Below are 18,698 nucleotides of genomic sequence, written 5' to 3' on the forward strand. Positions count from 1 at the left end.
AACCTATTCAGGATTTCTCTTGATAAGGAATTGCAGATATTCTAATAAACCGGTCCATTTCGTTTTCATTATAACAAATATCGGAATTTTTATTTATAAAAAATAAATTTAAAATATAAATCCTATACTAAACCAAGTGTAACCTTTAGAATTTTCAGGCGACCAACTGTGCTTAATTTCAATAGGACCAATAGCGGTTTCTAACCCGTACCCCAACGCATAGCCCGAGTATTTAGGGATTGAAATCCAATCAACGCTTTCAAATATACGATCTCCTATGTTGGCAAAATTTGCCGTAACATTTAAATGATTCTTTTTGAATATTTCATAATCAAAGCTCAAAGAAGATTTGATATAACTATTTCCGGCTAAGCTTAAAAAATCATACCCATAAAAATGCCTGAAATTATTGATCGTATTAAAGCCATAGCCTCCTAAAACAAAATTAAGATAAGGCACACTATCACTTCCAAAAGAAAAACCTCCCTCAGTTTCTACCTTAATAGTGGCATGGTGAAATACGGTCGCCGCAATTCCAAAATTAGCTTTAGCTATAGTAAAAGGGCTGAAGTTTTTAGTGTAATTAGAGGAAAGCAAGTACGATTGTATATCGCCAGAGAAAGACCAGCCTTTGGTTGGAAAGTATTTATCATCAAAGGAGTCGTACTTTAGATAACCAAATACACTACCGTAGCTACTTTTTTCAATAAATTGATTAGAGTTATCGAGTGTTGGTGATTTGATTCTTAAATTTTTATATTCTATTCCCGCACCTAATAAAAATTTTTGCACGAATAAGGATTGAAAATACAACTGATTGGTAAGGTCAGAGTAATCCATATTGATAGACGTAACCCCAAGATCAACTAAATTCAATCCACTTAATTCCGCAGCTACATTACGGTTAAACTGGTTGAATTGTGATTTAAATCCTAAACTTAAGTTATAACCGTTTTCAACATAATAATCAAAATTATACCTGAAATTATCCCCTAAAACAATGTCTAATGATGCAATATCATTTTTAAACAATGTTTTTTTGCGTGTTAAATTAACTAACACCCCACTTTTAAATAAGCCATCGTAATGTAAACCAAACTTCAAGTACGTTTGAGTAGGGTTTTCAACTAAGTTTAAGTTTAGATTGTCTTTACCGTCGTTTCCTTTATCCAAGGAATAATCAATGGCACTAAAATTTTGAGTAGCATTCAGATTATTTATACCCTTAATTAGCTGTGTATAGGCTATTTTTGTCCCGGGCTTAAATCGCAATTTACCTGTTACATATTCTTTAGTATAGTTCGTAAGTGATCCAAGATTAATTTTATCAATTTGCAAACTATCAATCGGTAGTTTTAATTTAGGCTTTTCATACTTATTGGCTCCTTCTCCAAGCACTTTTATTTTTTCAAATACTGCAAATGTTGCTTCCTCTCCCTTCTTGATGATTTCTTTTCCTTTATCAAAGGAAATCACTCCGTAATCTCTAATATCAGGCTTAATGTAAATATCGGTTTTTTTAATATTTTCCTTCATCTTTTCGATGGTATGAAGGTTATTAATTTGAACCAAAATCTTAGTAGCATCCTTCAAAGACGTTCTTTTTAATAGATCATCTTGAACATCGACACCTATTATAATATCAGCGCCTAACATTTTAACCTCATCAATAGGGTAGTTGTTCGTCACTCCACCGTCGACTATCAGCTTTCCGTCAATTTGCACAGGAGAAAAAAGAGAAGGAAAAGCGGAACTCGCTATAATGGCTTGTGCTAAATTCCCTTTATTGAAAATCACTTGTTTACCCGTCTCAATATCCGTTCCTATGCATAAAAAAGGGGTTGGTAATTGCAGGAAATCGCGCTGGTATCGCACGCTTCTCGTTACACTACTTAGCAAGTTAAAATTGTACATTCCTTTAGAAAGCGCTTCAGGAATACCTACCCTGAATTTATTAAAAGGTAGCACTAAAGCATATAGTTCATCATTTCTTTTTTCGTAGAAATTCTTAGAGGATCTTGGGATAAAATCTGTGATCAGCTCATTAAAATTAGTGGACTGAAAGATAGAATCAATTTGAGCTGCATTGTAACCGGTTGCATACAGCCCTCCAATTACGGATCCCATACTTGTTCCTCCAATATAATCAATTTTAACACCTGCTTCTTCTAATACTTTTAAAACACCAATATGTGCAAATCCTTTAGCACCTCCACCACTTAGGACCAAACCTACCTTGGGTCTGTTTTGTTCTTGAGCAAAAGAACTACAACAAACAAAAAAAGTGAATAGTAACAGGATATATTTTTTCATAAATAGTGATTGCTTTCTAAAAGTTCAAGCATTAAAAAAAATACGAATTAGTGTTATTTAGGCAATGCATTGTAAAAGTCGACAATTTTTTTCGCTTTTGACAGTCCAATGACCTCCGTTATTTCTTTTTCGGAAGCTAACTTCAATCTTTTAACACTTTTGAAATGCTGAATTAACGTTAGCATTGTTTTTTCACCAATACCTGGGATAGATTCTATTGAGGAATTCAAAGCTGCTTTACTGCGTTTGTCTCTGTGATGTGTTATACCAAATCGATGGGCTTCGTTTCGTAATTGCTGAATTACTTTTAAAGTCTCCGACTTCTTATCCAGATATAACGGCACCGAATCTCCGGGATAAAAAAGTTCTTCCAATCGTTTTGCAATTCCAATAATCGCAATTTTCCCTCTTAAATCAAGTGCATCTAAACTTTTTAGTGCAGAGGACAATTGTCCTTTACCACCATCGATAATAATTAAATTAGGCAATGGTTCTTTTTCATCTAAAAGACGCTTGTAACGGCGGTATACAACTTCTTCCATCGAAGCAAAATCATCAGGTCCTTCAACGGTTTTAATATTAAAATGTCGGTAATCTTTTTTACTTGGTTTACCATCTTTAAACACTACACAAGCGGCAACTGGATTCGTTCCCTGAATATTCGAGTTATCAAAACATTCGATATGTCTTGGCTCTACCGGCAGACGCAAATCTTTTTGCATTTGTGCCATAATTCGGTTTGTGTGTCTATCTGGATCAACAATTTGCAATTGCTTGAGTTGTTCGATACGGTAAAACTTTGCATTGCGAATAGATAAATCTAAGATTTGCTTTTTATCCCCTAATTGAGGCACGGTTACTTTAATCGTCTCGCCAAGGTCAACTGCAAAAGGAACGATAATTTCTCTGGACAATAATTGAAATCGTTCTCTAAGTTCAATAATAGCCAGTTCCAGCAACTCTTCGTCAGTCTCCTCTAGTTTTTTCTTGATTTCCATGGTATGCGAACGAATAATCGAACCATGCGAAATTTGTAAAAAATTGATATACGCTGCGCTTTCATCTGAAACAATCGAGAAAACATCAATATTAGTAATCTTTGGGTTTACAATAGTCGAACGTGACTGATAGTTTTCTAAAACCTCTATTTTTTCTTTAATTTTTTGGGCTTCCTCAAAATGCATGTCTTGCGCTAATTCGATCATAACGCGTTTAAAGTCTTTCATGCTTTCTTTGAAATTTCCTTTTAAAATTTCTCGAATTGCATCTACTTGCTTTTGATAATTCTCGAGCGATTCATGACCTTCACACGGACCTTTGCAATTGCCTATGTGGTATTCTAAACACACCTTAAATTTTCCGCTGTTGATATTGGATTGGCTCAAATCATAGTTACACGTTCGTAACGGATATAACTCCTTGATCAATTCTAAAATAGTATTAACTGTTTTAAAACTAGTGTACGGCCCAAAATATTCAGACCCATCTTTTACCATTCTGCGTGTTGCAAAAATTCGTGAAAAAGGCTCCTTCTTAATACACAGCCACGGATAGCTTTTATCATCACGCAAGAGTACATTGTACCGCGGCTGAAGTGTTTTTATTAAATTATTCTCTAACAATAAAGCATCTGTTTCAGTAGGGACAACAATATGCTTAATGGTTACAATTTTCTTGACCAATACATTTGTTTTGGCAGCATCATGAATTTTATTAAAATAAGAGGAAACTCGCTTTTTTAGATTCTTTGCTTTTCCCACATATAAAATCTTCCCGTCCTTATCATAATACTGATAAACACCGGGACCATCTGGTAAAGTTTGTATTTGAAGCTCTAGAGTTGGGTTTTGCATTGTAGTATTGTGTCGCTCAGTTTCAGTGCTCTGATGCGATTAAATTTTAATGAGGTTATTTCTTGAAATCATTCCAAATTTACGAATTCCAAATAATAATCTTTACATTTAGCCTTTTAATTACCTATGAAAAATACGAAAGCAATTAGCATACTTGGAGAATCGATCCTACCCGGAGAAAGCAAAACCATTGACATGGAGATTGCAAAATTACATAATACTGCCAAACTAAAAATCCCGATAATCGTATCGCGCTCTAAAATTGAAGGACCTGTAGTTTTATTTTCGGCAGGAATTCATGGAGATGAAATTAATGGTATAGAAATCGTTCGCCAACTGATAGCTAAAAAAATCAACAAGCCTAAAAGAGGAACAATAATATGTATTCCGATCATTAATATGTTTGGTTTTATCAATATGTCACGCCAATTTCCTGATGGAAGAGACTTAAACCGTGTATTTCCTGGATCTAAAAAAGGTTCACTAGCGGGTCGATTTGCCTATCATATTTTAACTGAAATCATGCCACATGTTGATTATGCCGTAGATTTTCATGCCGGTGGCGCGAGCCGTTTTAATGCTCCGCAAATTCGGTTGGCACCCAATAGTCCTGAATTAAAGCAGTTAGCTGATGTTTTTAATGCACCTTATACCTTGTTTTCTAAAAATATTGCCGGTTCGTTTAGAAATGCTAGTCAAAAACTTGGTGTAAAAATGCTGCTTTTTGAAGGTGGTAAATCACTCGATATTAATGAGTCGGTTGCTAATGCAGGCGTAGCGGGAACCAAGCGTTTTTTATCTCATTTGAACATGTTAGAAACAAGACATATTGTAGAACATCCTGCAAATGAAACTATTTATATCGAAAAATCATCTTGGATCAGAGCCAAATATTCAGGATTACTTCATGACCATAATACTATTGGTGCTTTTGTCAAAAAAGGCAGTGTTTTAGCAACAATCACAGATCCTTTTGGGAAATTTGAACATATTGTTAAAGCACCCAATGACGGATACATTATTAACGCCAACCATTCGCCAATAATCTATCAGGGAGATGCTATTTTTCATATTTCTAAAACACTGATGAATGCAAAACAGTAAGAGCACATTACGAAAAAAGTATAAATCACTCAGGCAATCCCTTACTGAAGTTGAACTCGAAGAAATGAATTTGGCTATTGCCAATAAGGTGCTGCAACTCCCTATTTGGGACAAGACCTACTTTCACGTTTTTTTACCGATAACGGAGCAAAAAGAAGTGGACACCGAATTGATTTTGCATCTTCTCTCTGGAAAAGACAAGGAGATTTTAATTTCGAAATCTAACTTTGAAACCCGCGAGATGACTCATTTTTTATTGACTGACAATACAAAAATCAAGAAAAACGAGTACAATATTCCTGAGCCAGTTGACGGTATCGAAGTACCTACCAAAAAAATAGAAGTCGTTTTTGTTCCGCTTCTCGCCTATGACAAAAAAGGAAACCGAGTGGGCTACGGAAAAGGATTTTATGACAAGTTTTTATTAGACTGCCAACCTGATATCATTAAAATTGGACTTTCGTTTTTTGATCCCGAAGAAGAGATATCCGATATTTTTGAAGGCGATGTACAACTCGATTACTGTGTAACACCTAATGGCATTCAATCGTTTTAAATACTATTTTTTCACAATACAAAAGGCCTGTTTCAAAATTGAAACAGGCCTTTTGTATTCGTTTATTTTTCGACTTTATGAAGCCGTTTGATGAAAAGCTTTTTTATTAAAAAAGATTAATATCCCCACTCCTGTTGAAATTGCCATATCAGCAATATTGAAAATAGCATTAAAAAAAGTGAAATCTCTACCTCCCCAAACTGGCAACCATTCGGGTAAACTTCCATGCCAAATAGGGAAATAAAACATATCTACCACCTGACCATGAAACCAAGTGCCATACGGCTGATCAGAAAACAATGTAGCCAATTGTCCTTGACTTCCGTCAAAGATTACTCCGTAAAAAACAGAATCAATAATATTTCCAACGGCTCCCGCAAATATTAAAGCAATAGAAACAATCAGGAAATTAGAGCTCTTTTTTCGTTCTGTAGCATCCCAAAGCCAGTAGCCAATTCCTCCTACTGCAAACAATCGGAACAAAGTCAGGATTAATTTACCGTACGCTCCAGGTATTTTTGTACCCCATGCCATTCCTTCGTTTTCGATAAAAAGTATTTTAAACCATCGAAAGACCTCAACTTCTTCTCCTAATATAAAATTAGTTTTTACATATAATTTAGAAACTTGATCCACTAATAAGATAATGAAGATAAGTAGATACGCTTTTCGTAATGACATTTTTTAAATTTTAAGTGCGTAAAAGTAATAATTTTATCAAAAAAAACGCCCCGAAAGGAGCGTTAATATTTTTCTAACTAATTGCCGTTTATCGTTGCAAGTTTTTAGCTTCGATACTCATAGTAGCATGAGGTACAATTTTCAATCTTTCTTTGCTAATTAACTTACCCGTTACTTTACAAAGTCCGTAGGTTTTATTTTCAACACGGAAAAGTGCGTTCTTCAAATCACGTATGAATTTTTCTTGGCGAATCGCCAATTGTGAGTTTGCTTCTTTAGACATGGTTTCGCTACCTTCTTCAAATGCTTTGAATGTAGGAGAGGTATCATCCGTCCCGTTATTCAAATCATTCATATAGGCGCTTTTTATCAAATCTAAATCTGATTGCGCTTTCTCTATTTTTTTTTGAATTATTTCTTTGAACTCAGCTAAGTCAGCGTCAGAGTATCTTGTAGCTTCATCTACCATCTTTAAATTATTTTGAAATTAAAATCATTGTTTTTATGTCATCAAATTCAATTTCCGTACCATTATTTACTTCATCCATAAAAACCAATTCGCTGGTCAATGTTTCTGACTTAATATAGTCTTCGTTTTTAAGAATTGCCTCTTCTAAAAGCCCGTCTCTTTGTAATTGAACTTTAATCTTATCTGTAACTTCGAATCCTGAATCTTTACGGATATTCTGAATTCTGTTTACTAATTCTCTTGCAATCCCTTCTTGTTTCAATTCTTCTGAGATTGTAATGTCTAGCGCAACCGTAATTCCGTTAGCATTTGCAACCAACCAGCCTTCAATATCTTGTGATGTAATCTCTACATCTTCTATTGATAAAGTTACGGTATTTCCTGCAATAACAATTTCTAGACTTCCATCCTTATCCAAAGCATTAATTTGGTCTGCTGTAAAACCTTGTATCTCTTTAGAAATCAAGCCCATATCTTTTCCAAAGCGAGGTCCAAGTGCTTTGAAATTAGGTTTTATTTGCTTCACTAAAACTCCAGATGCATCATCTAAAAGAACGATTTCTTTAACGTTTACCTCTGCTTTTATCAGGTCAGAAACTGCCTCAATTTGCGCTCTTTGCGCCTCGTCAAGTACCGGAATCATTACCTTTTGCAAGGGTTGACGTACCTTGATCATTTCCTTCTTTCTTAGTGATAAAACCAATGATGAGATCGTCTGTGCTTTCTGCATTTTGCTCTCTAACATTTTATTAACATAGTTTTCAACCGAAATTGGGAACTGTGCCAAATGTACACTCTCGAATTCTTCTGTCTGTGTTGCTACCGTTAAGTCTCTGTAAAGTTTATCCATGAAGAAAGGTGCGATAGGCGCTCCCAACTTACTGATGGTTAATAAACAGGTATAAAGTGTTTGGTAAGCAGCAATTTTATCTTGTGCATATTCCCCTTTCCAGAAGCGTCTTCTGCACAAACGTACGTACCAATTACTCAAGTTTTCTTGAACAAATTCAGAGATGGCACGAGCCGCTTTTGTAGGTTCATAATCAGCATAAAAAGTATCCACTTCCTTAACCAAAGTATTCAACTCCGAGATGATCCATTGATCAATTTCAGGTCTTTCGTTTACCGGAATCTCCGCTTCTTCGTATTTGAACCCATCGATATTCGCATACAAACTAAAGAACGAATAAGTGTTGTATAATGTTCCAAAGAACTTACGACGTACCTCAGCAATTCCTTCTAAGTCAAACTTAAGGTTGTCCCATGGGTTTGCGTTCGAAATCATGTACCAGCGCGTAGCATCAGGTCCATACTCGGAAAGTGTTTCAAAAGGGTCCGCTGCATTACCAAGACGTTTAGACATTTTTTGTCCGTTTTTGTCTAATACTAAACCATTCGAAACAACATTTTTATAGGCTACTTTATCAAAAACCAAAGTTCCAATTGCGTGTAAGGTATAAAACCACCCACGTGTTTGATCGACACCCTCAGCGATGAAATCAGCCGGGAAATCTTTGTTCTGGTCGATTTTGTCTTTGTTTTCAAATGGATAATGCCACTGCGCATAAGGCATTGAACCAGAGTCAAACCATACATCGATCAAATCAGCTTCACGTACCATTGGTTTTCCTGAGGCAGAAACTAAGGTAATTTCATCCACCACATTTTTATGCAGGTCAATTAAATCGTAGTTACTATCCGCCATGTTTCCAATTTCAAACCCTTTAAAAGGATTTTCTTTTTGAACACCTGCTGCAATCGATTTTTCGATTTCATTGTACAATTCTTCAACAGAGCCAATCAGAATTTCTTCTTGCTTATCTTCAGTTCTCCAAATTGGCAATGGGATTCCCCAATATCTTGAACGTGATAAGTTCCAGTCATTGGCATTTTTTATCCAGTTACCAAAACGTCCTTCACCAGTTGATTTTGGTTTCCAATTGATCGTTTCGTTCAAGTCGAACATTCTGTCTCTAACTTCCGTGATTTTGATAAACCAAGAATCTAGAGGATAATACAAAATAGGCTTATCTGTTCTCCAACAATGTGGGTAACTGTGCACGTATTTCTCTACCTTGAATGCTTTATTTTCTTCTTTAAGTCTGATGGCAATTTCAACATCTACAGAGCGTTCTGGAGCTTCACCATCATTATAATATTCGTTTTTAACATATTTACCCGACAAATCTCCAAGTCCGTGAACAAATTTTCCTTGTAAATCAACTAAAGGCACTGGAGTACCATTTTCGTCTAACACTAACATTGGCGGTACTTCTGGCGTAGCTTCTTTCGCCACTTTTGCATCATCAGCACCAAAAGTTGGTGATGTGTGTACAATTCCAGTTCCGTCTTCTGTCGTTACAAAATCACCAGATATTACCCTAAACGCATTTTCAGCATTTTGATATGGTACTACTAATGGCATTAATTGTTCGTACTTGATACCAACTAAATCTGCTCCTTTTGCTTCAGCAATTACTTGAAACGGAATCTTTTTATCTCCTTCTTTGAAATTCGCAAAATCGGCAGGGTCTTCAGTTGCAAAAAATCCTTTTGAAAATTGCTTTCCTACTAAGTTTTTAGCTAAAACTACATTAGATGGTAAAAAGGTATATTGATTGAATGTTTTTACTAAAGCATAATCAATTTTTGGCCCTACCGTAAGTGCTGTATTTGATGGTAAAGTCCAAGGTGTTGTGGTCCAAGCTAGGATGTCTACTGCACCAAACCCTTTAAAGGCAGCTGGTAAAGTAGCTTCAATCGCTTTAAATTGAGCTACCACCGTAGTATCCGTAACATCACGATACGAACCCGGTTGATTCACTTCGTGAGACGATAATCCTGTTCCTGCTTTTGGAGAATATGGCTGAATAGTGTAGCCTTTGTACATCAAATTTTTGTTATAGATTTGTTTCAAAATCCACCAAACCGTTTCCATATATTTAGGTTTGTAGGTAACATATGGATCTTCCATATCTACCCAATACCCCATTTTTTCAGTCAAATCATTCCATACATCCGTATAACGCATCACTGTTTTTTTACAGGCTTCGTTATATTCTTCAATAGAAATCTTTGTACCAATATCTTCTTTGGTGATTCCAAGTTCCTTCTCAGTACCTAATTCTACTGGCAAACCGTGTGTATCCCAACCGGCTTTACGTTTAACTTGAAATCCTTTTTGAGTTTTATATCTACAAAAAATATCTTTAATAGCACGAGCCATTACGTGGTGAATTCCTGGTAATCCATTTGCTGAAGGAGGGCCTTCAAAAAACACAAACGGTTGGTTGCCTTCGCGAGTGGTTACACTCTTCTCAAATATATTTTCTTTCTTCCAAAAATCCAGTACTTCTGACGCCACTGTAGGCAAGTCAAGTCCTTTGTATTCAGTAAATTTTGTGCTCATTTTATCCTTTTCTTTAATCGATTTGCGAAAGTAATAAAATTATGTCACAAGTCGAAAGTTGAAAGTCGAAAGTTACATAACGAGTCTAATCTGAATTTGAACTTCGCTTTAATGGATAGCTATATTTATTGTTGTGGGAACGGATTACAAATCTGCGCTTTCAGATTAATGATTACAGCGAAAAATGGTTTTTTAGCCGAACATCAAGAAAATGTTATTCATCTCCTTCTAACTCGAAAAACTCATTTACAGGTTTTCCAAATAATTTAGAAAGCTTTAAAGCTAAAACGGTTGAAGGCACAAAACGATTCGTTTCGATAGAGTTAATGGTTTGTCTAGAAACGCCTATTTTCTCTGACAATTCCTCTTGCGTTAAATTTAAAATGGCTCGTTCTACTTTTAGTCTATTCTTCATAATAAGCCGTCTTTAATTTTTTGAAAATGATAACTTTAATTAATAACAAATACAATAATACAGAAACATCTATGCTCTTTGTAATTTTCAAAGTTTCAGCAGGGAATGGAAAAACAAAAATAAAAGGAAAAAACGAGATAAAGAACTGCACAATTACTGTACCAATTACCGCATAGTGATACGACTGCATTCTAATTTTAGAAATCAATTCGTCTTCTGTTTTTTCCTTAGAAATGGCCACCAAAAGCAAACCAACAATAGCAATTGTTTCTGCTAAATTTAGAGATAAAGCATAATACAAAATGTTTTCAACGAAAAAGACAGCAGTAAAATATGAAATACATGCAAGTAAAAAAAGTACCAACCCAATTCTTTTAAATTTGTAAGGGATCAGAAAATTTGTGTATTTATCAATTTTTCTAATAATTCCTTCTTGTTTCATTTTTGATTCCATAAAGTTTAGCGGTTACAGTTTGTTTTCCATAAAGAACAACATACTTGATTAAAAGACAAATATACTTTACTTTTAAAAATAAAAAAATAAATTTTAAATTATTTTAAAAATAAAATACTTGGAAAAGCAATACCGTTATTCCACCTGCAAATCTATCCAAGCTTAAATGTAAATTGAAAATTTAAGTTTGATTATATTTATTCTTTTAAAACCTAATCCAATGAATTTTTGGACACGAAATCAAGGAAATTGCTTTTGTATTGATCTGAAACAGTAATGCGTTGCTTATTGATCACGATTTGACTACGTTCTATCACATCAATATTGTTTAAGGAAACGATAAAAGAACGGTGTACCCGCATAAATTGATCTCCAGCAAGTTCTTCCTCAAGGGTTTTCAAACTCATTAAAGTCAAAATGGGCTTAGGATTATTCTTAATCCAAATTTTGACATAATCCTTTAGACTTTCAAAATACAAAACCTCTTTAAGATTGATCTTTAATTGTTTGTATTCTGATTTCACAAAAAGAAAATCAGTCGTTTCTGGACTCTTTTTTTCTTGGTTTTTAACCAATTCAAACCATTCTTTGGCTTTAGTGACTGCCATTAAAAACTCTGAATAATCGAATGGTTTTAGCAAATAATCCAATGCTTCGGCTTTGAAACCTTCAATGGCGTATTGATCAAAAGCGGTAGTAAATATTATTCTTGTTGATTTTGGAAGTACTTTGGCCAATTGCAAACCCGTTAAATCTGGCATTTGTATGTCTAGAAAAATCAAATCTACTTTTTCTTCGTCTAAGTAAGAAAGAGCTTGTATCCCGCTGCTGCATTTTTTTACTAAGTGTAAAAAGGGAGTTTTGAGTACATAACTTTCGACCAAATTTAGCGCCATTGGTTCATCATCAACAATCAAACAAGATATTTTATCGGCCATTTTATGCGTACTTTTTATTTGTCTTTACTCAAAATCAAACATTTGGAATGAGCATACTTTTATATTTCGATTTGTAAATTTACCGAAAAGGTATCATTTTCTACTTTTTCTGTAAAAGAATGTTTTTCTGGATAAAGTAAAGACAGGCGTTTCTCCAAATTATCTAATCCTATTCCAGATCCGCTTTTGTCGGTTTCTGTTTTTGGAAAGTTATGATTCTCAGAATAAAAGGATAATTGCTTCCCTTCTATTTTCATTTTAAAAATAATATCTGATGTCTTATCGGCCGAAACTCCGTGTTTAAAGGCATTTTCGATTAAGGAAATAAACAGTAACGGCGAAATTTGTAAATCTTGTTTTAGATCTGGAAACTCATACTGCACTTTGGTAGCGTCGTGTAATCTCAACTTCATTAACTCAATATAATTAGTCATAAAGTTGATTTCTTTTATCAAACTCACTTTTTCATTGTTGGTTTCATACAATAAATAACGCATCAGTTTTCCCAAACTATGGATGGTTTGTTTTGCCATTTCTGGCGCTATATCTACTAGCGAATAAATATTATTCAATGAATTAAAGAAAAAATGAGGTTGCAACTGGTATTTTAAATGCTGTAACTCTGATTCTAGCCTAATATTTGAAGCTTCCGCACGTTCAGCTTCCGTTTTCATCCATTTTTCGATTACTTTTAATGCCAATGAAAAAATTACAGGTACCGCAAAAGAAATGAAATCAACGTAAATGAAAAAATTTCTTGGCGGTCGCTTTAAAGCAACTTTATTTTTAGAAAAATAATTATCTAAAAAATATTGCCTGATAGTCGTATTTACACCCACAAAAAACGAAACCAATGCCACGTTAATCAGGATGTAAACCCACTCCTTTTTGGTAAAAAAGAAATGATCAATTACGATAAAGAAATTTAAATAAAAAAGAGTTGCATAAAAAAATAGTGGAATCCAAGAATTCACGACCACTTTGGTAATCTCTTGATTTTGCCCGTATGACAACAAATAAGGCAGGCTAAACAACACAAGCCAAACCATTATATGGAAAAATACTGTCGCCGATTTACTTTTTGTAATATTCATTTTCTAAAGGTATTATTCGTAACGAAGTGCTGTTATAGGATCTAAACTTGATGCTTTTTTAGCTGGATACCAACCAAAAAATATTCCTGTGATAGCACATACAACAAACGAAATCACAATGGAAGAACTAGTCACTGACACTGGCCAATGCAACACATTTTCTATAAAATAAGTAGCTCCAAGTCCCAAAGATACACCAATTATACCACCAGTAATACTGATCAACATGGCTTCGATAAGAAATTGCATCAAAATATCAGATCCTCTACCTCCTACTGCCATACGCAAACCAATTTCTCGGGTACGCTCTTTTACCGAAACATACATGATGTTCATAATCCCAATTCCACCCACTAATAATGAAATACTCGCAATTGCTACTAACAAAACCGTTAGCATCTCACTGGTAGAACTAAATGTTTTGATCATTTCTTCCATTGAAATAACATAAAAATCGTCTGCTTGATTTGTCGTTAAACTATGATTTTTTCTCAATAAAGCATTAATTTCAAGTACTGCATTTGGCACATCTTCCTCACTTATAGACGAAACCACGATAGATTGTAAATGCGTGATTGCCAAAATTCTTTTTTGTACTGTTGTGTAAGGCGCAAGGATAACATCATCTTGGTCTTGACCACCAGTACTTTCCCCTTTACTTTCTAGAACTCCAATAATTTTAAGCGGAATACTATTAAAGCGGATCATTTTACCAATAGGACTTACACCTTCTTCAAATAAATTTTCAGCAACTGTTTGCCCAATAACTGCCACTTTTGCTGCTGAACTTACTTCTTTTTCCGTAAAGTTACTTCCTTCGGCTACATCCCATATTTTAATTTTCAAATAATCTGGCGCCACTCCATAAATTGAAGTTGGCCAGTTATTCGCTCCATAAATGGATTGACCTCCACTATTTACCAATGGCGAAAAAGAGGTTAGCAAGGTGGTTTCCTTCTTAATGGCTTCATAGTCGTTTAAAGTCAAGGTTTCCATGGCGCTACTTCCTTGGCTTACGCCACCACGCACATCACTACCCGGTTTTATAGTAATCATATTGGAACCCATACTCGAAATTTGTGTTTTAATACTCTCTTTCGATCCTTCCCCAATGGCCAGCATGGCAATTACAGAGGCTACCCCAATAATAATTCCGAGCATGGTAAGAAAGGTGCGCATCTTGTTAAGCACAATTGCTTTCCAGGATATTTTTAATAAATTTTGCGTTCTCATATTAGTCTTCTTCTACTGGCAAAGCTAAAAGTGCTTCAGCTGCCGATTGAACATTGTTGTTAATGTAATCTTGGATGATATGCCCGTCTTTCAACACGATAGTTCTCCCTGTAAATGTGGCAATATCTGGCTCGTGGGTTACAAACAGAATGGTTTTTCCTTGCTTGTTCAATTCTTGAAACAAAGCCATGATTTCGTATGAAGTTCTCGTATCTAGATTTCCTGTAGCTTCATCAGCAAGAATCACTACCGGCTCATTTACAAGAGATCTTGCAATCGCCACTCTTTGTTGTTGCCCTCCTGAAAGCTGCGAAGGCGTATGATCAAGTCTTGCTGATAGATTCACTTGTTCCAAAGCTTTGAATGCCTTATCATGAATTTCCTCTGGCGATAGTTTTTTAGTACTATAAAGCAAAGGCAACTCCACATTTTCTATTGCGGTAGTTCTAGCTAATAAATTATAAGATTGAAAAATAAAACCAATTTTCTCGTTTCTAATTCGAGCCAACTCGTTTTTAGTCAATTCTTTTATCGAAACACCATCTATTTGATACAAACCAGAATTGGGTTGGTCTAAACATCCCAAAACATTCAGGAGCGTACTTTTTCCAGACCCACTCGTTCCCATAATGGTTACAAATTCTCCTTCTTGAATACTGAACGAAATTCCTTTTAAAGCATGAACCGTCTCTTCACCCATGGTAAAAGAGCGTTTCAAATCTTCTATTTTAATGATTGTTTTTGACATAATTCTTATTTTTTCCCACGTGGTTTTGTCATGAACGGACTCTCATTGTCTCCATGTTCCGATCTCACTTCGGTTTTTGTCAAAGCTTTTAGATTATAAACCACTTCTTCACCCGCTGACAATCCGCTAAGAATTTCAACATTTACACCGTCACTAATACCCGTTTTAATAGATTTGGATGCGATTCCTTTGCTTGTCATCACCCAAATTGTAGCTGTTTCTGATTTAGCAACCTCAGCAACTGATGAAAATCCATTCGCTTTTTGATAGTTGTTCAAAACTTTCATGTCTGGTTCAAACTTCACTCCTTTTGCTTCAAGCGTTAACACATTTTTTAATTCTAACGTATAAATTGTAATTGTTGCCGTTAATCCTGGTTTTAATTTCAAATCTGGATTTTCTGCCTTTATAACCACTGTATAAGTCACAACATTTGAAGTTGTTGTCGGGTTTAATCTCACTTGGGTAATTACCCCAGCAAACTCTTCTCCTTGATACGCATCTACTGTAAAAGAGACTCTTTGTCCTTGTTTTACTTGACCTATATCTGCTTCATCCACGTTAGCTTCTACTTGCATTTCGCTCAAATCTTTGGCAATGGTAAACAAAGTTGGCGTACTTAAACTAGCCGCTACAGTTTGCCCTTCGTCTACCGCTCTTGATAAAACCACACCATCAATAGGAGAGTAAATATTAGCATAACTCAAATTTGTTTTGGCTTTCGCTAAATCTGATTGTCTTTGAGAAACAACGCTTTTCGCATTATTTAATTTATATAAAGACTCATCATAATCCGACTTACTGATTACTTTGTTTTCAAACAATGTCTTTTGGCGATCAAAAACCGTTTGTAAATAACGCTGTTCGTTGGTTGCACCATTATAGGCTGCTTGTGCCAAAACTACTGCCGAATTTAAAGTCGTTTTATCCAATTCTGCCAATAACTGTCCTTGCTTTACAACCGAATTGTAATCAACATAAATTTTTTCTACCACACCCGAAACTTGCGTTCCCACACTAACCTCAGTAATTGGCTGTAGCGTTCCCGTTGCAGTAACTGTTGTCACTACATCGCCAGATTTAGCTTTTATTGTCTCTACTTTTATAGCAGCCGTTTCTGGAGCCGAAACAAAGTTATATCCTAGATAGGCAATGGCTACAATCGCTATAATAATGGACGCTTTGATTATTTTATTCTTGTTCATGTTCTTAAAGTTTAATTTCGTTTCCTTGATAAAATTGTAATAATTGAAAGTATAGTATGTTTAAATACTTGGCTTGAATGTAATTTTGTTGCGCATTGGTATAAATGTTTTGACTAACCACTAAATCCGTTGTACTTAAATCGTTCAGCTCGTATTTTTTCTGAGCCAATTTGTACGATTCAGCTGTCGCATCGGTTGCCATTTTTGAAGCTTCTAATTGCTCTACCGAAGCAGTAGCATTTTGCCAAGAGGTTTCAATTTTTCTGTACAATTCTTTTTGAGATGCTTGTGCTTCGATATCTGCTTTTTCTATTTCAATTTTTGCTAATTGAACCTGTGCTTTGGTTTGATTTTTATTAAAAATCGGAATCGATAATGACAATCCTACTCTTTGATTAAAGTTTAGGTTTAACTGATCGGTAAAATTGGCCTCTTGAACACTCGTATAACCCGACCCTAAACTTCCTGAAAGTGATAACGTAGGCAAATAAGCTCCTTTGGCAATATCCAAACCTGTCTCTGAAACAGATTTACTTAATGCAGCCGCTTTTATCTCTGGTAAATTACTCAGGGCTTGATTGTAAACAGTTATCTTATTTGGTATCGCTCCAATTAGCGTATTTTGAGTTTCTAGGTTCGCAATTTCAAAACTGTCTTCAGGACCTAGCTCTAATAATTGTTTTAAAATAATAAGCTGTTGTGCATAACCGTTCTTGGCAGCAACAAGCGTGTATTTATTGGTAGCCGCCTGCGAAATCGCATCTGTATAATCTTTTGTAGCAATTGTTCCAGCATCTAGTCTAGCTTTGGATCTAGCTACTTCCTTTTCTGAAGATGTTAAATTGTTTTGCGCAATACTTATTGCCTCTTTATTGTACAAAGCTTGCAGATAAGCTTCGGTAATACTCAGTGCCACATTATTCTTAGCTTCTTCTAAATAAAGAGAATTTTGTTCTACCAACAATTGGTTTTTCTTAATCTGATTACTTAATTGATTCCCTTGAAATAATGTAACAGACGATGTTAAAACCGGACTAGTCGAATTTATTTGCTGTGACACATAACTACTAGTAATAGGGTCAATTGTCGTTCCACTAGAAAAGTTTTGAGAAATGTTCCCAAATAAATTAGGCAGACGCATTGATTTTGACTTATCGTAATTTACCTCTGCTGATTGAAGTGTTAGTGCTACTGACTTTACTGTAATACTGTTTTCCTTAGCGTAGATTATACAATCTTCTAAAGTCCATAATTTATCATCATTTGCCGTTTGCGCAAAAGAAAAAATGGAAAAAAGAAGCATCCCGATGATTTGATATAGTTTCATTTGATATTAATTTTTATCAAACTTCCTTATAATACATCATCTAGTAAAGAGCAATAGATAAATGAGTCGATTTTAAGGCTAGAAAGCCTCATTCTATAGATGGGAAATAGTAGAAAAGAGGAAAAATAATCTAGCAGAACGACAAATTACATGTTTGCTTATGAAAAAACCTCTTTTAAAACATCCAATGATTTTGGTTTTCTAAAACCGTCAAGATGGTAGCTGTAGTAATCGATCAAAATTTTCAACAGCAATTGTCTTTCAATCACATGAAACACTTTTTGGTCGTTGTCTAATTTTAAATCTAGGAGCTTTTTGAACAAACCGGTCTCATGAGCACTAAGGGAACTCATGGCACTAAAGGGAGTGAAAACACCTTCGGTCATTTCAAAAAAAGGCATGTCAATATCCGACGTATCAGGATAAAAACCCAAATATTTTGAGACTTCTAATAGCAGAATTAAGTGAAAATTAGCGATTTCGTCATGCGCATCGAGCCAAAATAAAGCGACTTCTAAAAAACTAAATAGCGCTTCATTTTCTTCTTCCTCATGAATGGAATGGTGTAATATCTCGGATACAAACATCACGATGGTACTTTTATAGATATCCGAGTGAATAGACTGAAAGGGCGTACTAATTTTAATCTCCTTGAAATGCTCTAAAGTACCTTTGTTTTTATGGACTGCTTCGATTTCTAAAATGGTAAGCGGCTGGAAATAGGCGATTTTTTGGTTTGATTTCCGCCCTGCAAAAGCATTCCGTACAAAATAGGATTTTACACCATGAGACAACGTAAAACACTTTACAATCAAGCTTTTTTCTTGGTATTTAATAGATGAAATAACGATTGCTTTGGTTTTAACTTGCACGATTTTAATTTAAATATTGAGAAATTT

Annotated in this window: 16 protein-coding genes; 2 read left to right on the forward strand and 14 right to left on the reverse strand. The window is 34.9% G+C overall.

Translation table 11 applies throughout. From position 1 onward, the window contains the following. Positions 1 to 108: 108 nt before the first annotated feature. Both ACZ2G0_RS02760 and uvrC read right to left on the reverse strand, forming a co-directional pair. Positions 109 to 2,313 (reverse strand): patatin-like phospholipase family protein, encoded by a 2,205-nt coding sequence (locus ACZ2G0_RS02760; protein WP_470308900.1) that lies wholly within the window; start codon positions 2,311 to 2,313, stop codon positions 109 to 111. A gap of 53 nt (positions 2,314 to 2,366) precedes the next feature. Further along, positions 2,367 to 4,166, reverse strand: a complete 1,800-nt coding sequence (gene uvrC, locus ACZ2G0_RS02765; RefSeq protein WP_470308901.1) for an excinuclease ABC subunit UvrC — start codon at positions 4,164 to 4,166, stop codon at positions 2,367 to 2,369. 126 nt (positions 4,167 to 4,292) lie between these two features. Between uvrC and ACZ2G0_RS02770 the strand changes: the two genes are divergently transcribed. Both ACZ2G0_RS02770 and ACZ2G0_RS02775 read left to right on the forward strand, forming a co-directional pair. After that, a complete protein-coding gene (locus ACZ2G0_RS02770; RefSeq protein ID WP_470308902.1) occupies positions 4,293 to 5,270 on the forward strand; it encodes a succinylglutamate desuccinylase/aspartoacylase family protein in 978 nt (325 codons plus the stop codon). Continuing rightward, positions 5,257 to 5,826 carry a 5-formyltetrahydrofolate cyclo-ligase gene (locus ACZ2G0_RS02775; protein ID WP_470308903.1) on the forward strand — a complete coding sequence of 190 codons (570 nt, stop codon included), beginning with the start codon at positions 5,257 to 5,259 and terminating at the stop codon, positions 5,824 to 5,826. The genes ACZ2G0_RS02770 and ACZ2G0_RS02775 overlap by 14 nt, the downstream gene beginning before the upstream one ends. A 75-nt stretch (positions 5,827 to 5,901) precedes the next feature. Here ACZ2G0_RS02775 and ACZ2G0_RS02780 read toward each other — a convergent pair whose 3' ends face one another. The 12 genes from ACZ2G0_RS02780 to recO form a co-directional block, all read right to left on the reverse strand. Next, positions 5,902 to 6,507, reverse strand: coding sequence for a lipoprotein signal peptidase (locus ACZ2G0_RS02780; RefSeq protein ID WP_470308904.1), 606 nt, complete (start codon positions 6,505 to 6,507; stop codon positions 5,902 to 5,904). 88 nt (positions 6,508 to 6,595) lie between these two features. Then, positions 6,596 to 6,976 (reverse strand): TraR/DksA family transcriptional regulator, encoded by a 381-nt coding sequence (locus ACZ2G0_RS02785; RefSeq protein ID WP_470308905.1) that lies wholly within the window; start codon positions 6,974 to 6,976, stop codon positions 6,596 to 6,598. Between the two features lie 7 nt (positions 6,977 to 6,983). Further along, the gene (gene ileS / locus ACZ2G0_RS02790) at positions 6,984 to 10,385 is read right to left on the reverse strand and encodes an isoleucine--tRNA ligase (RefSeq protein WP_470308906.1); all 3,402 of its coding nucleotides are present in this window, start codon (positions 10,383 to 10,385) and stop codon (positions 6,984 to 6,986) included. Between the two features lie 214 nt (positions 10,386 to 10,599). Continuing rightward, positions 10,600 to 10,800, reverse strand: a complete 201-nt coding sequence (locus ACZ2G0_RS02795) for a helix-turn-helix transcriptional regulator (RefSeq protein ID WP_470308907.1) — start codon at positions 10,798 to 10,800, stop codon at positions 10,600 to 10,602. After that, positions 10,790 to 11,242, reverse strand: coding sequence for a hypothetical protein (locus ACZ2G0_RS02800; protein ID WP_470308908.1), 453 nt, complete (start codon positions 11,240 to 11,242; stop codon positions 10,790 to 10,792). The genes ACZ2G0_RS02795 and ACZ2G0_RS02800 overlap by 11 nt, the downstream gene beginning before the upstream one ends. Positions 11,243 to 11,466: 224 nt before the next feature. Beyond that, entirely contained in the window at positions 11,467 to 12,192 is a 726-nt protein-coding gene (locus ACZ2G0_RS02805) for a LytR/AlgR family response regulator transcription factor (RefSeq protein ID WP_470308909.1), read from the reverse strand. A 59-nt stretch (positions 12,193 to 12,251) separates the two neighbouring features. Continuing rightward, positions 12,252 to 13,286, reverse strand: a complete 1,035-nt coding sequence (locus ACZ2G0_RS02810; protein WP_470308910.1) for a sensor histidine kinase — start codon at positions 13,284 to 13,286, stop codon at positions 12,252 to 12,254. Positions 13,287 to 13,298: 12 nt separating this feature from the next. Further along, positions 13,299 to 14,519: an ABC transporter permease gene (locus ACZ2G0_RS02815; RefSeq protein ID WP_470308911.1), complete on the reverse strand. Its 1,221-nt coding sequence runs from the start codon at positions 14,517 to 14,519 to the stop codon at positions 13,299 to 13,301. Between the two features lies 1 nt (position 14,520). After that, positions 14,521 to 15,267: an ABC transporter ATP-binding protein gene (locus ACZ2G0_RS02820; RefSeq protein ID WP_366185474.1), complete on the reverse strand. Its 747-nt coding sequence runs from the start codon at positions 15,265 to 15,267 to the stop codon at positions 14,521 to 14,523. Between the two features lie 5 nt (positions 15,268 to 15,272). Then, a complete protein-coding gene (locus ACZ2G0_RS02825; protein WP_470308912.1) occupies positions 15,273 to 16,472 on the reverse strand; it encodes an efflux RND transporter periplasmic adaptor subunit in 1,200 nt (399 codons plus the stop codon). 4 nt (positions 16,473 to 16,476) lie between these two features. Beyond that, a complete protein-coding gene (locus ACZ2G0_RS02830; RefSeq protein WP_470308913.1) occupies positions 16,477 to 17,799 on the reverse strand; it encodes a TolC family protein in 1,323 nt (440 codons plus the stop codon). Between the two features lie 158 nt (positions 17,800 to 17,957). Beyond that, entirely contained in the window at positions 17,958 to 18,671 is a 714-nt protein-coding gene (recO, locus tag ACZ2G0_RS02835; protein WP_470308914.1) for a DNA repair protein RecO, read from the reverse strand. Between the last annotated feature and the right edge of the window lie 27 nt (positions 18,672 to 18,698).

Source organism: Flavobacterium sp. KKT103 (genome assembly GCF_055640565.1).